The 13986-nt window shown below is 64.8% G+C and carries 11 protein-coding genes; 5 read left to right on the top strand and 6 right to left on the bottom strand.

Going from position 1 to position 13986, the window contains the following annotated elements; genetic code table 11:
• Positions 1-6: 6 nt before the first annotated feature.
• The 4 genes from AC1DPX_RS19830 to AC1DPX_RS19815 all read right to left on the bottom strand — a co-directional run bounded on the left by AC1DPX_RS19830 (position 7) and on the right by AC1DPX_RS19815 (position 4918).
• A complete protein-coding gene (locus AC1DPX_RS19830) occupies positions 7-669 on the bottom strand; it encodes an aminotransferase class IV family protein (RefSeq protein WP_202358012.1) in 663 nt (220 codons plus the stop codon).
• On the bottom strand, positions 618-1763 hold the full coding sequence (locus tag AC1DPX_RS19825; RefSeq protein WP_202358013.1) for an aminodeoxychorismate synthase component I: 1146 nt from the start codon (positions 1761-1763) through the stop codon (positions 618-620). The genes AC1DPX_RS19830 and AC1DPX_RS19825 overlap by 52 nt, the downstream gene beginning before the upstream one ends.
• Before the next feature lie 168 nt (positions 1764-1931).
• The gene (locus AC1DPX_RS19820; RefSeq protein ID WP_202358014.1) at positions 1932-2720 is read right to left on the bottom strand and encodes a proton-conducting membrane transporter; all 789 of its coding nucleotides are present in this window, start codon (positions 2718-2720) and stop codon (positions 1932-1934) included.
• A gap of 359 nt (positions 2721-3079) precedes the next feature.
• On the bottom strand, positions 3080-4918 hold the full coding sequence (locus AC1DPX_RS19815) for a M3 family oligoendopeptidase (RefSeq protein ID WP_477238980.1): 1839 nt from the start codon (positions 4916-4918) through the stop codon (positions 3080-3082).
• A 172-nt stretch (positions 4919-5090) separates the two neighbouring features.
• On the opposite strand from AC1DPX_RS19815, the gene AC1DPX_RS19810 reads away from it, so the two are divergent.
• Both AC1DPX_RS19810 and AC1DPX_RS19805 read left to right on the top strand, forming a co-directional pair.
• Entirely contained in the window at positions 5091-6626 is a 1536-nt protein-coding gene (locus AC1DPX_RS19810; RefSeq protein WP_477238978.1) for a sigma-54-dependent transcriptional regulator, read from the top strand.
• Between the two features lie 499 nt (positions 6627-7125).
• Complete coding sequence (locus AC1DPX_RS19805) at positions 7126-8967, top strand: peptidoglycan L,D-endopeptidase MepK (protein ID WP_477238976.1); 1842 nt, start codon at positions 7126-7128, stop codon at positions 8965-8967.
• Positions 8968-9417: 450 nt separating this feature from the next.
• Here the strand turns inward: AC1DPX_RS19805 and AC1DPX_RS19800 are convergent, their stop codons facing one another.
• Positions 9418-10311 (bottom strand): AraC family transcriptional regulator, encoded by an 894-nt coding sequence (locus AC1DPX_RS19800; protein WP_477238974.1) that lies wholly within the window; start codon positions 10309-10311, stop codon positions 9418-9420.
• 130 nt (positions 10312-10441) lie between these two features.
• On the opposite strand from AC1DPX_RS19800, the gene AC1DPX_RS19795 reads away from it, so the two are divergent.
• A complete protein-coding gene (locus AC1DPX_RS19795; protein WP_477238972.1) occupies positions 10442-11191 on the top strand; it encodes an SDR family NAD(P)-dependent oxidoreductase in 750 nt (249 codons plus the stop codon).
• Between the two features lie 12 nt (positions 11192-11203).
• Here the strand turns inward: AC1DPX_RS19795 and AC1DPX_RS19790 are convergent, their stop codons facing one another.
• Positions 11204-11842: a 2-dehydro-3-deoxy-phosphogluconate aldolase gene (locus tag AC1DPX_RS19790; RefSeq protein ID WP_477238970.1), complete on the bottom strand. Its 639-nt coding sequence runs from the start codon at positions 11840-11842 to the stop codon at positions 11204-11206.
• A 268-nt stretch (positions 11843-12110) separates the two neighbouring features.
• Here AC1DPX_RS19790 and trhO point away from each other — a divergent pair, with 268 nt between their 5' ends.
• On the top strand, positions 12111-13040 hold the full coding sequence (gene trhO, locus AC1DPX_RS19785) for an oxygen-dependent tRNA uridine(34) hydroxylase TrhO (RefSeq protein WP_477238968.1): 930 nt from the start codon (positions 12111-12113) through the stop codon (positions 13038-13040).
• 119 nt (positions 13041-13159) lie between these two features.
• Positions 13160-13897 (top strand): tellurite resistance TerB family protein, encoded by a 738-nt coding sequence (locus tag AC1DPX_RS19780; protein WP_477238966.1) that lies wholly within the window; start codon positions 13160-13162, stop codon positions 13895-13897.
• Positions 13898-13986 lie beyond the last annotated feature (89 nt).

The following is a 13986-nucleotide window of genomic DNA, read 5'->3' as shown; positions in this document are numbered from 1 at the left end:
TCCTGGTTACACCAGCCTTGCGGGAATCAGGCCGCGCAGCGAATTGCCGACAAAGAGCGCCTTGGCCGACTTCAGATCGTCGTAGCTGTAGATTGCTTCTTGCGCTCGGCCTTCATCCAGAAGCTCGGCGCGCAATACGCCAGGCAGCAGGCCGCAATCGAGTCGGGGCGTTGTGAGCACGCCGTCGCCGAAATCGGCGAAGACATTGGTGATGGTGCCTTCGCAGATTTCGCCGCGCTCATTGGCCAGCAGCACCTCGTCGGCCTGGGTGACGAGATATTCGGAACGGGCATGGGTGTAGAGCTGGCGCCGGCTGGTCTTGTGGCGCAACAGCGTATTGCCGGAATCGAGCCGCGTCCGCGCCAGCCGCAGCAGCCAGACCTTGTCGGCGGCGAGCGGTTCGTAGGGCTGTGCCGAGGCCGTCGCGTCGCCGTTGCGCGCCAAGGCGAGCCGTGTGCGCATGGCGTTTCGGGCGCCGTCGACCGCCTTGCCCAGCACGGCGCCTATCGTCTGCGGATCGCAGGCAAAGCCAAGCTCCGCCGCCGAGCCATAGAGGCGCGCAAGGTGGCGATCGAAGCGCAGGAAGCCCGTCTCGGGCTGCCAGCGCATGGTCTCGATCAACTCGAAATCGGCGGTGTCCCCGTCGCGAAGCGGGCTTTGAGCAGACACTCCTGATACTCCTCCTCAGGCGTCGAATCGAAGACGATGCCGCCGCCGACATTGTAGACGGCCTCGCCGCTGGCAAAGAGCGAGATGGTGCGGATCGCCACGGAAAAGCGCATCGTGCCGCCGGGTGCGATCCAGCCAATGGCGCCGCAATAGACGTCGCGCGGCGTGCCCTCCAGATCGTGCAGGATCTCCATGGCGCGGATCTTCGGCGCGCCGGTGATCGAGCCGCAGGGAAAGAGCGCCGCGAAGATCTGGCGGATTCTGAGGCCCGGTAGCAGCTTCGCCCTGACGTCGCTCACCATCTGGTGCACGGTCGGGTAGCTCTCGATGCGGAACAGTTCCGGCACCTCCAGCGTGCCGACCTCGCTGATCAGCGAGATGTCGTTGCGCAGGAGGTCGACGATCATCCGGTTCTCGGCCTGGTTCTTCTCGTCATTGCGCAGGAAGGTCTTCTGCCGCTCGTCCTCGGCCTTGGTCGTGCCACGCGGGGCGGTACCCTTCATCGGATGCGTCTCGATCATCCCGGCGGCGTTGATCTCGAAGAACAGTTCGGGCGAGCGCGACAGCACGATCGGGTCACCCAGCGCGACCAGCGCGCCATACTTCACCGGCTGGCGTTCGGTCAGCGCGTCGAAGGCGGCAAGCGGGTCGCCCGACCATTGCGCATGCACCGGAAAGGTCAGGTTGCCCTGGTAGCAGTCGCCCTGCCTGATATGCTGGTGCAGCCGCGAGAAGCGTTTTTCATAGTCCTCGAACGACCAGGCCGCCCGTGCATCGAAGATCGGGCTGTTCGGGGTTGCCGCATTGCGCGGCGGCACCGCGTCTTCGACCGGGGCATCGAAGACGCCGAGGCAGACCAGCGGCGCGCAGCGCCGACCCGGCAGCAAGGGAGCGAGTTTCGGTTCGAGCAGATAACCGGCCTCGTAGGAGAAATAGCCGGCCAACCATTTGCCGGCGTCGTGCGCGGCCTGCGCGGCCTCCAGCGCGTGTCCGAAATCCCGGGCCTCATGCGCCACGATGATGTCGGCCGGCCGGTCGAACACGAGCTGACGCGCGCTTTCGTCGTTGCGGAAGATGGCGGCGGGCAGGGACATGGGGACCAGGATCGATGAAGCCGTCGATCGCTCTATATGGGGGGCGGCTCGCGTGCAATCGAGGGAACGTCACCTTGCCCCTCAAAGCCGACCTCCTGGCGGCCTGCCGGCAAAACAAAACCGGCGGCGCCATGCGCCGCCAGTCGCAATTTGTCCCGGCTCCGCCGCTCAGGTGTTGCTGGCGGTTCCCGCTGTCGGAAACTGCTTGGCGAACTCCTTCTCGTCGCCGGCGGCGAGCAGCTTGGCTTGCTCGATCCAGCGTTCGCGCGCGATGCGGCCGTCGAAGTTCATCACGTCCTCGATCCGTTTGATGTCGGCGGCGGTCCAGGCGGCGATCTGGGCGAAAGTGGTGACGCCTTGCGCCTTGAGCAGCTTCTCATTGACCGGGCCGATACCGATCAGCCGGCGCAGATTGTCTGATTTGCCCGCCGCAGGCTTGGCTGCTGCTGGTTTGGCTGCCGCCGGAGCGGCCTTCTTGGCGGCTGCCGGCTTGGGCGCGGCCGCGCTTTTGGTTGTCGAAGCGGCGGAGGCCGCGGGTTTGCTCGCGGCGGGCTTGGCGGCCGCCGGCTTCGGTGTCGCCGACTTGGCGGTGGCGGCTTTCGCCGGCGCTGCCTTCGCGGCCGGTTTGGCGGGCGCAGCCTTGGCCGCGGCAGGAGCGGATTTGGCCGCGGCCGGCGTTGACATCAGGGCGGCCGGCGCCGGACTGGCGGCCTTTGCTCCACCCGTCGAAGCCTGTGCGTCGCGCAACTGGCGCTCGAGGTCGGCGCGGGTCTTGCCGCATGCATTGAGTTCGCCGGTCAGCCGGTCGCTGTCGGCGCGCAACCGGTCGCGCTCGCTGCGGGTGCGGTCGAGGTCGCCGCGCAAACTGTCGAGCTCACCACGCAGGCGACCCCAGATGAACCAGCCAACCAAAACGCCTACAAGGAACGCCAGGACCACGTAGAAAAAAGTGCCCATTTTCTCTCTCCAGTCAGATCCGTCTGCCGTGGGTCATGACCTTCGGCGATGGACTACTCGATGATGGTTCCGCGGGTTCGCAGAACAGCCGGCTTCGGTTCGAGCTGTCGGCGATCGGCTTTTCCAGCCCATGGCCAACGGCCGTTGTCGCGTTCGCCTGAGCGTCACGGCCGGCTGAGATTTTCCCTCGCCGATCCGCACAGGCTCCGGCTGAGCTTGGAGCGAAGGCTATCATAGAGCTTGTGGAAAGCTATGGGAAAACTTCCGCCCAGAGTTCTTCAAGAACAAATATTTAGCGCAAGAACAGCGCCGTCCCCACATGCATTCCGGCTAAACTGTTCTTGCAAGTGAGAGGCGTCTCAGCCGTTGAGGGATTCCAGTTCATCGATCAGGCCGCTGATGACGCCGAGCCCGATCTGCCAGAAGGCGGGATCGGTGGCGTCGAGGCCGAAGGGCGCCAGAAGCTGCGAATGATGCTTGGTGCCGCCCGCGCGCAGCATTTCGAAATACTTGTCCTGAAAACCGCGCTCGGCGTTCTGGTAGACGGCGTAGAGCGAGTTCACCAGGCAGTCGCCGAACGCATAGGCGTAGACGTAGAAGGGCGAGTGGATGAAGTGCGGGATGTAGGTCCAGAACACCTCGTAACCCTCGCGCAGCTTGATCGCCGGGCCGAGGCTTTCAGCCTGCACTTCCAGCCAGAACTGACCGAGCCTGTCGGATGTCAGTTCGCCGTTGCGGCGCTCGGCATGCACCTTGCGCTCGAATTCGTAGAAGGCGATCTGGCGCACCACCGTGTTGATCATGTCCTCGACCTTCTGGGCGAGCATGGCCTTGCGCTCGCGCCGGTCGGTGGTCTGCTCGAGCAGCGAGCGGAAGGTCAGCATCTCGCCGAAGACTGAGGCCGTCTCGGCCAGCGTCAGCGGCGTCGAGGCCATCAGCGCACCCTGGCCGGCGGCCAGCACCTGATGCACGCCGTGGCCGAGTTCATGCGCCAGCGTCATCACGTCACGCGGCTTGCCCATGTAGTTGAGCAGCACATAGGGGTGGGCCGATGGCACGGTCGGATGGGCAAAGGCGCCTGGCGACTTGCCCGGGCGCACCGGCGCGTCGATCCAGTTGCGGTCGAAGAAGGTGCGCGCGATCTCGGCCATCTCCGGCGAGAAGCGCTGATAGGCCGACAGTACGGTGTTCCTCGCCTCGTCCCAGCCGATCACCGCTTGCGGCGTCTCCGGCAACGGGGCGTTGCGGTCCCAGTGGTTCATCACCTCCATGCCGAGCCAGCGCGCCTTCATCGCGTAGTAGCGATGCGACAGGCGCGGATAGGCCTCGCGCACCGCGCTGGCGAGCGCATCGACCACGCCGCGCTCGACGCGGTTGGCGAGATGGCGGGAATCGGCGATGTCCTCGAAGCCGCGCCAGCGGTCCGAGATTTCCTTGTCCTTGGCCAGTGTGTTGGTGATCAGGGTGAAGGTGCGCAAATTCTTGCGGAAGGTCGCGGCCAGCGCCTCGGAGGCGCGGCGGCGCACCTCGCCATCAGCATCCTGCAGGCGATTGAGGGCCGGCTCCAGCGTCAACTCCTCGCCGTCGATGTCGAAGCGAAGGTCGGTCATCGTCTCGTCGAACAGACGGTTCCAGGCGCCGCGTCCGGTTATCGACTTCTCATGGAAAAGCTGCTCGACGCGGTCCTCGAGCTGGTAGGGCTTGTCCATCCTGAGGTCGAGCACCCAGGGCCGGTAGTGGCCGAAAGCCGGATCGCCGGCGAGGGCGCTTTCGATCGCCGCGTCATCGATCAGGTTCAGTTCGAGCGCGAAGAACAGGAGATGCGCGCTGGCGTCGGTCATCTTCTCCTGGATGTCGCCATAGAGCTTGGCGCGCTGCGGATCGGCGGTGTTGCCGGCATAGACCAGGCCGGCATAGGAGACGATGCGGCCGATCAGTTCCTCCAGCGCCTCGTAGGCGACCAGCGCCTCGCCCAGTTTGCCGGCGGCGCCGCGTCCGGCCTCGGCGGCGAGCGTGCCCTTCCAGCGGGTCTCGAAGGCGATCGCGTCGGCGGCGGCTTTGGCGATGTCACGCTTCAGTTCCGGGGCTTCCATGCCGGCATAGAGGTCGGCAAGGTTCCATTCCGGCAGATCGCCAAGCTCGGCCGCGCCCTGACCGGACGCCGGTGCCGCAAGCCGCCGACCAAACATCATGCGCATCGACAATACCTTCCGTGAATTATGGGGTCAGAATCAAGCAGCAGAATCAGGGGGAACAGGCAAGCCGGTCAAATCCTAAGGAATTCGTTCACCGGGTTTTTTGAAACCTTATTTAGAACCCTGTGCCAAGATGATCCATGGGGATTTCGGGCGCGGGCAGTTCAAGACAGTCATGACAGGTTCCATACTCATAGTCGATGACGATCCCGTGCAGCGCCGGCTGCTCGAGGCGGCGGTGACGCGGTTCGGCCACACGGCAATCGTCGTTGACGGCGGTGCGGCCGGCCTCGACGTGCTCGATGGGCCCGGTGCCCGCGACATCTGCGTGGTCATCCTCGACCTGGTCATGCCCGGCCTCGATGGCATCGGCGTGCTGAAAGCGATGCGCGAGCGCGAGATCACCGTCCCGGTCATCGTGCAGACCGCCCAGGGCGGCATCGAAACCGTGGTGTCGGCGATGCGCCACGGCGCCTTCGATTTCGTCGTCAAGCCGGCGTCACCCGACAGGCTGCAAGCCTCGATCGCCAATGCGCTCAAGGTCGAGGCGGTCGAGGGCGAGGTCAAGCGCACGTCGCGCAAGCGCGGCGGCCTTTTGACCTTCAAGGATATGATCACCCACAGTTCGGCCATGGACAGGGTGATACGCCTTGGCCAGAAGGCGGCGGCTTCCAACATCCCGATCCTGATCGAAGGCGAATCCGGCGTCGGCAAGGAACTGGTGGCGCGCGCCATCCAGGGCAGCGGTGACCGCCGTTCGAAGCCCTTCGTCACCGTCAATTGCGGCGCCATTCCCGACAATCTGGTCGAATCGATCCTGTTTGGCCATGAGAGGGGCTCGTTCACCGGCGCCACCGACAAGCACACCGGCAAGTTCGTCGAAGCGCATTCGGGCACGCTGTTCCTCGACGAGATCGGCGACCTGCCGCTCGATGTGCAGGTCAAGCTGTTGCGCGCCGTGCAGGAGGGCGAGGTCGATCCGGTCGGCGGACGTTCGACCGTCAAGGTCGACATCAGGCTGATTTCGGCGACGCATCGCAACCTCCTGCAGCAGGTCAAGGACGGCAAGTTCCGCGAGGATTTGTTCTACCGGCTCAATGTCTACCCGATCTTCGTGCCGCCGCTGCGCGACCGCCGCGACGACATTCCGCATCTGGTCACGCATTTCATGGAGAAGGTGGCGCCCGCCGACCCGCGCCATCGCCTGCGCGGCATTTCGGCAGCAGCGCTTGCCGTGCTGCAGGCCTATGACTGGCCGGGCAACATAAGGCAGCTCGAGAACGCCGTCTTCCGCGCCTCGGTGCTGTGTGAAGGCGACGTGCTCGATGTCGATGATTTTCCGCAGATCCGCGCGCAGGTGGAAGGCACCGTCAATCTCGAAACGGACGACGCGGCACCTCGCCTCTCATCGCCTCCGGAGCTCCGCGACGAGGGAGGGGCGGCCGGCGACGCCGCTCCAGCCGCGGAGCCGGATCGGCCGGCTGTGCTTCAGCCCAGATTCGGCACGCTGCGGGCGCTCGACGAACGCGGCAATGTGCGCGCGCTTGCCGATGTCGAACTCGAGATGATCAAGCTCGCCATCGACCACTATAACGGCCAGATGAGCGAAGTCGCGCGCCGCCTAGGCATCGGCCGCTCGACGCTTTACCGCAAGCTCAAGGAATACGGTATCGACCCCGAGACGGGCCGCGTCGACCGCCTCGCGTCCTGAAGCACATCACGTAGAAGCGGATTCACGCGACGCGTTCTAGGTCGTTGTTCCTGCGCGTGTCGCTCCGCCAAAACGAGGCCCCTTTTTCGCGGTATGCCTTCGACGCAAGGCCGGGACCAGCTTGCAATGGCAGGTTTGGCGCTCTATCGAGGTTTCGGCCGGAATATGGCATGCCTGTGGACAGCTCTGTTCACGCATTAAGGCTAACGGTAACAGATCGTGTTCGGGTAAAGCCGGAATCCTGATCTAAACCAGCGGTTTACCAAGAAATCTTGTGAACAATTTTTGACGGGATATCGCCATGGTGTTACCGCATTTCGGCTTCAATAAGCGATGATTAACCATTAGGATCGATATTCGGATGTGAAAACGACACGTCCGTTTGGGCAAATCCGGGGACAAACGGCAGCCTGCAAGGCCTTTTGATTTGAACAGAATCGAACGACTCACAAACGGGCGTCATCATCATCTGAGCGTCTGGCCGAGATGGCTGGCAGCGATGATTGTCGCTTTTGGTTTTGTTGCCGCGGCGGCCACGGGCGCCAGCGCTGAAACGCGTTCGCTGAAGCTCTATCACCTGCACACGCACGAAAAGGCCGAGATCGTCTACAAGCGCAACGGCCGCTACGTTCCCGAGGGTCTGCGCAAGATCAACATCATCCTGCGTGACTGGCGCCGCAATGAGCCGACCAAGATGGATCCGCGCCTCCTTGACCTGGTCTGGGAAGCCTATCGCGAAAGCGGCGCCACCGACTATATCCAGGTCGTGTGCGGCTATCGTTCGCCGGCGACCAATTCGATGCTGCGCAGCCGCAGCCGCGGTGTCGCCGAAAAGAGCCAGCATATGCTCGGCAAGGCGATGGATTTCTACATTCCCGGCGTGCCGCTGAAGAAGCTGCGCAACATCGGCCTGAAGATGCAGGGCGGTGGCGTTGGCTACTATCCGACCTCCGGTTCGCCGTTCGTCCACATGGATGTCGGCAATGTGCGCCACTGGCCCGGCATCAGCCGCCAGGAACTGGTCAGCCTGTTCCCCAACGGCAAGACGCTGCATGTGCCGAGCGACGGCCGGCCGCTGCCCGGCTATGAGCAGGCGCTTGCCTCCTATAAGGCCCGCAAGGGTTCGGGCACGCCCAACATCGAACTGGCCAGCGCCGGCGGCGGCAGCGGCAAGAAATCCGGCGGCTTCCTTTCCGCTTTGTTCGGCGGTGGCGGCGACGACGAAGCCGATGACAGCGCCGATGTCGAGACCGCTTCGGCCGCCCCTGCGCCCAAGCCGAGAGACCTGAAGCCGACCGCGAGCGCCAAGAGCAGCAACCTGCCGGGCATCGCCATCGTGGCGCCCGAGAAGGCGCAGCGCGCCAACATTCCGCAGATTGCCGAGGAGCAGGCTCCGGAACCGGAAAAGGATACGCCGGAGACGATCATCGCCGCGCTGCCGGCCAAGGAGATTCCGCTGCCTGATTTCGCGCCGCGGCCGAAGGTCGACGTCGGCGCGCAGCCTGAGAACGTTCCGTTTGCCATGGCGGATGCGACCGCGACCACCGAGCAGGCCGTGGCGACCGCGCAGGCGCCGGCGAACATGCCGTTCGGCAAGGCTGACCCCGCAGCGCTCGCGGCTGCGGCTGCCGCCGATCCGGCGCAGGTTGCCGTCAACAACATTCCCTTGCCGACATGGCGTCCCGAACGCACGCTGCCGGCGGATCTCGCGCCGCCGCCCAGCAAGGATGTGCTGATGGCGCTGGCGGATACGGCCGAACAGGGCAAGACCGCGACGGATGCGTTCTCGGTGCTGCCCTCGGCACGGCCCGAGCCGGCCAAGCCGGACGCCGTCAAGGCCGTGCTCGAAGAGGCCAACGCGCAGGTCGGCAATGCCGTCGAATACAAGCAGGTCGGCAATGCCGACGAATACAAGGTTGCGTCGCTGGCCGAAGAGCCGCGCTCGGCCTTCAACGACCCGTCAGGTGTCGATGCCGCATCGCCGCGTCAGGCCGTTGCCGCCCGTCCCGCCGGGTCAGATCCGGCCGCCGCGATCGGCGCCGGCGTGAAGACGACCCGCAAGGAAGCCAGGGCCACCGCCCGCGACCAGAAGCCAGGTCCCAGGGCCATGGTGGTCGCCGCCGCGCCCCAGGCGGCCCGTTGGGCGCTGACCAGCGGCGACAAGGTCGCCGCCGTTTCGAGCGCGACGACGGCGCCTGGCTACGCCTACAATATCGTGCACACGCCGCCGAGCGAGGTCTATACGGCCGGCTTCCAGACCGACGCCCAGGCGCCAGACCCCAGCCGCTTCACCGGCAACGCCGTCAAGTTCCTGTCGGTCGCCCGCTTCCAGACGAAGTAACCGGCTGGCCAGATACGACAGAAGCCGCGCGGGGCAACCGGCGCGGCTTTTTGCTTTTCTGGGGATGGCAGATGCGATGCCGCGATCCTGGGGATCACAGGCGGCTGAACTTCTCGTGAGACCGGAACGGCTCCCTCATTTCCGGGTTGGGGTGCGTACGTTCCAACCTGGAGATATTCATGAAGACGATTCTACTGGCGTCAGTTCTGGCATTGGCGGCAGCTTCGGCCGCGATCGCTCCATCACAAGCCGAAACCGTGATCATCAAGAATGGCAAGCATCACTAAAGGACCAGGCTGGTCACGCACTGGGTTCACCACCACAGGATGGTCGAGAAGGTCAGGGTCTGCCACTGACACGATCCGGAACTGCCAGGATCCGGAAAAGCCCGGTCGGCGAGAGTCGGCCGGGCTTTTATGTGCCAGCTGACGCCACCTCTGGTTCCGAGCTTCAGTCAATTTCCAGCGTGGCTGCTTCGCCCCTGGCCAGAAGCCGCGCCGCGTCACGCGCCGGCGGCAGTCCAAAATGGCGCGCATATTCCCGGCTGAACTGGGATGCGCTTTCATAGCCGACGGCAAAGGCGACACGCGTGGCGCTGCCCGGCTCGGCGATCAGCAGATGACGCGCCTCCAGCAGCCGCACCTGTTTCTGATACTGGATCGGGCTCATGGCGGTTGCCGCCTTGAAGTGACGGTGAAACGAAGCGTTGCTCATATGTGCCAGCGCGGCCAGCTCCGATACGTCGATAGGCTCGTTGTAGTGCGATCGTATCCAGGCGGTGGCGCGGCGGATCTGTGACAGGCGGCCGTCGGCACGCGCAAGCTGGCGCAGCTTCGCGCCTTGCGGGCCTTGCAGCAGGCGGAATGCGATCTCGCGTTCGAGCATGGGCGCCAGCACCGGAATTTCGGCCGGGCGGTCGAGCAGCCGCAGCATGCGGCGCCATGCATCGAGCAGTTCGTCATCCAACCGGTTGGTCACGAAGCTATCGCCGTCGACCGCCGGTTTGTGGTCGATAAGCAGGCCGGCAATCAGTTCGATATCGAGGGCGAAGGCGATGGCCATGTAAGGGCGGGCGTTGCTCGCCTCGATCAGCTGGCTGGTGGCGGGCGTCTCCACGGCGTACACGAAATAGCTGCCGGCGCCATAGCGAAGCGTGCGGTCGCCGATCAGCACCGTTTTGGTCCCCTGCAGCACGAACAGCACAGTCGGTTGGCAAAGCTCGGGCAGAGGCGGGGTCGGAACCTCGCTGCGGCCGATGGTGACACGCGGTATGGCCGTTCTGGTGCGCCGCCCATGTGCATGGCGGCCGGCGACCGCGATCAATTCGTGCAGGGCTTCTTCCATGTCCTGAGCATTGCCGATCCATGCACGCCGCGCAACTGGTTGAGAGGATCAGGCAAGAGGGTGCGAGTATTCGGCGCGCGAAATCGGCCGGTGCACGTCATGTCTAGGCCATCAAGAAGGAGATCTGGACATGACGACGAACATGACTGCGCTGGTCACCGGCGCCAACAAGGGTATCGGCCTCGAGACCGCTCGCCGGCTTGCTGCCATGGGGTTCAAGGTATGGCTCGGCGCTCGCGATCCCGAGCGCGGGGAGGCCGCGGCCAAGGCGTTGCGCAATGAGGGGCTCGACGCCGAATGGCTCGCGCTTGATGTCGCCAGCGACGACAGCGTGGCGGCGGCGGCCAGAACCTTGATGGCGCGGGTATCCAGCCTCGACGCACTGGTCAACAATGCCGGCATCGCGCCCGGTTATGTCGACGCACTTGGTCCGGACGGCCGCTACGAACGGCCGCCGAGCCGCGAGGATGTCGCTGACATGAAGGCCACCTATGAGGTCAACGTCTTCGGCCCGGTTCGCGTCACCCAGGCTTTCCTGCCGCTGCTCCTGGCAGCGCCCGCCGCCCGCATCGTCATGGTCAGCAGCTATCTCGGCTCGATCGCGCGTGCCGCCGGCAACAGCCAGTCGCCCAATGTCATGGGTTATGGCAGTTCGAAAACCGCGCTCAATTCCATCACAGTGGCCTTCGCGCGGGAGCTGTCGCCGCGCGGCGTCATGGTCAACGCCGCCGCACCCGGCTACACCGCGACGGACCTCAATGCGCACAGAGGCGGCCGAACGGTGCAGCAGGCAGCCGGGGTCATCGTGCAACTGGCGACGCTGAAGGCCGGTGGACCGACCGGCGGCTATTTCGACGAGAACGGCCCTTTGCCCTGGTGAACGAGGACCCGATTATTTCCGGAGCTGGCTGGCGGCGCGTGCAAGCGCTTCGATCTCGTCCCATTTGCCGGCCTTGACCATGTCGTCGGGCGCGACCCAGGAGCCGCCGACGCAGATGACGTTGGGCAGGCTGAGATAGTCGGCGGCATTCTTGCCGGTGATGCCGCCGGTCGGGCAGAATTTGACGTCGGCGAGCGGCGAGGCGAAGGCCTTCAGCGAGGCGATGCCGCCGGACTGCTCGGCCGGAAAGAATTTCAGGAAGCGCAGGCCCGCCTCGCGCGCGGTCATGATCTCGCCGGGCGTGATGGCGCCGGGCAGCAGCGGAACCTCGCTGTCGGTTGCGGCCGCCAGAAGCTCGCGCGTGATGCCGGGGCTGACGATGAAGCGCGATCCGGCAGCGGCTGCTTCATCGAACTGTTTGCTGTCGAGAATGGTGCCGGCGCCAACGATGGCTTCCTCGACTTCGGCCGCCACGCGACGGATCGCTTCCAGCGCATCGGCGGTGCGCAGCGTGATCTCGATCGCCGGCAGGCCGCCGCGCGCCAGGGCTCGGGCCAAAGGCACCGCGTTGGCGACATCATTGATCTTCAGCACCGGAATGACCGGCTGGCCGTTGAGGAGCGACAGGAGTTTTTCGGTCTTGCTCGGCATCTGTCTCTCCATAGCCTGATGCATGTCGTCCAAAAATGATCTCGGTTTTGGACAACGACATACATAAAACAAAGATCTAAAGCGCGACGCGCTTTAGGGTGATTTCAACCGATTAGCAGACGGGTGTTTGCCTGTCCACGAAACCCGTCGCGTCGCGGTGTCACGCGCCGTCGGCCAGCTTACGGGCTCTTTGCCAACGGGGCTATGACACCGGCCAAAACCCGTTTCGCCTTGAATCGGCTTTTACGAGCGTCTAGTTGCTCTGGCAATGACACTGTCCGCCCCATCCCAGCCCGTCCGCGTCGCCGCGCTCTACCGGTTTGCCCGGCTCGACGCCTTCGAGACGCTGCGCGCGCCGCTAGCCGCCTTCTGCTGCGGGCGCGGCATCAAGGGCACGCTGCTTCTGGCGCATGAAGGCATCAACGGCACCGTCGCCGGCAGTGAGGCCGCGATCGCCGAGCTGATCGACTATATCGAAGCCATCGACGGCCTGGCGGGCCTCGAGGTCAAGTACAGCGCAGCCGCGGACATGCCGTTCCACCGTATGAAGGTACGGCTGAAACGCGAGATCGTCACTATGGGCGTCGAGGACATCGATCCGGTGGCGAGTGCCGGCACCTATGTCGTGCCGGCCGACTGGAACGCGCTGATTTCGCAACCCGACACGATCGTCATCGACACGCGCAATGCCTATGAGGTCTCAATCGGCACCTTCAAGGGCGCGCTCGATCCGGCGACCGCGAGCTTTCGCGAATTCCCAGCCTGGGTGGAAGCGCACCGGTCGGAACTCGAAGGCCGCAAGGTGGCGATGTTCTGCACCGGCGGCATTCGCTGCGAGAAGGCGACCGCCTACGTCAAGTCGCTCGGCTTCGAGGACGTGTTCCATCTCAAGGGCGGCATCCTCAAATATCTCGAAGAGGTGCCGGCCGAACAGAGCCTGTGGCAAGGCGAGTGCTTCGTTTTCGACGAGCGGGTTTCGGTGTCGCATGGTCTCGCCGAGGGTGACGCGCAACTCTGCCGCGCCTGCCGTCATCCGCTGACGGCAAGCGAACTGGTGTCGCCGAAATATGTCGCCGGCATCTCTTGCCCGCATTGTTTCGACGCCCGCACCGACGAGGACCGCCAGCGCTATGCCGAGCGTCAGCGGCAGGTCGAGCTTGCGCAGGCGCGGGGCAAGGGGCCGCATATCGGCTCCTGATCGGGCCAGCGGAACCCCCGGCAAAGCGGCGGCCTGTCATTGCAATGTCAGGTTTCGGGACCTACGTCTTCGGCGTTCGAAACCTGCCCGTTCGGCCGGGCACATGCTGGAGGCACTGAATGTTCGATCCCAAGAAGCTTCTCGACGATCTGCTCGGCTCGCAAATTCCCGGCACCAGCGGCACCGTCCGCGACAAGGCTGGACAAGCGGTGCAGATGGCCAAGGACAATCCGCTGGCCGCCGGCGCGCTTGCGGCAGTGCTGCTTGGAACAGGTGCCGGCCGCGAGGTGACCGGTGCCGCGGTGAAGCTGGGTGGGCTGGCCGCGATCGGCGGCCTCGCCTACAAGGCCTACCAGAACTACAAGGCCGGCAATGCGCCGGAGCAGGCGCGCGCCGACGGCGAACCGGAATTGCTGCCGCCGCCCAAGGACACCGCCTTCCACCCGTCGCAGGCGCCGCAAGGCGAGGACGAATTCACGCTGACCCTGGTGCGGGCAATGATCTCGGCGGCCAAGGCCGACGGCCATGTCGACGAGGAGGAGCGCAAGAAGATCGCCGGCAAGCTCAGCCTTTCGGGGATCGGCTCCGATGCCGAGAAATTCCTGATGGCGGAGCTGGAGCGGCCACTCGACCTCGACACGCTGGTGGCGGAGGCCAAGACCGACGCGCAGAAGCTCGAACTCTATACGGCGTCGCGCCTCACCATCGATCCCGACACGCGCGCCGAGCGCGGCTATCTCGACCTGCTCGCCGGCCGGCTCGGTTTGCCGGACGCGCTGGTCGACCATGTGGAGGCGACAGTTTCGGCGGCCAAGGTGCCAGCCAAAGCAGGGACATCGCCCAACCCGCGCTGGTAGGCCAAAAACGGCACAGGGAGACTTTTTCGGCGTTAACCTTTCGTTAACTCAGGAAGCGCATGATTCTACACAGTCGGATCGGCTTTTCC

This window comes from Mesorhizobium sp. 01N446 (assembly GCF_056399285.1).
Note: the sequence above shows the minus strand (reverse complement) of the source record. Positions and strands in the feature narration are given on the sequence as shown.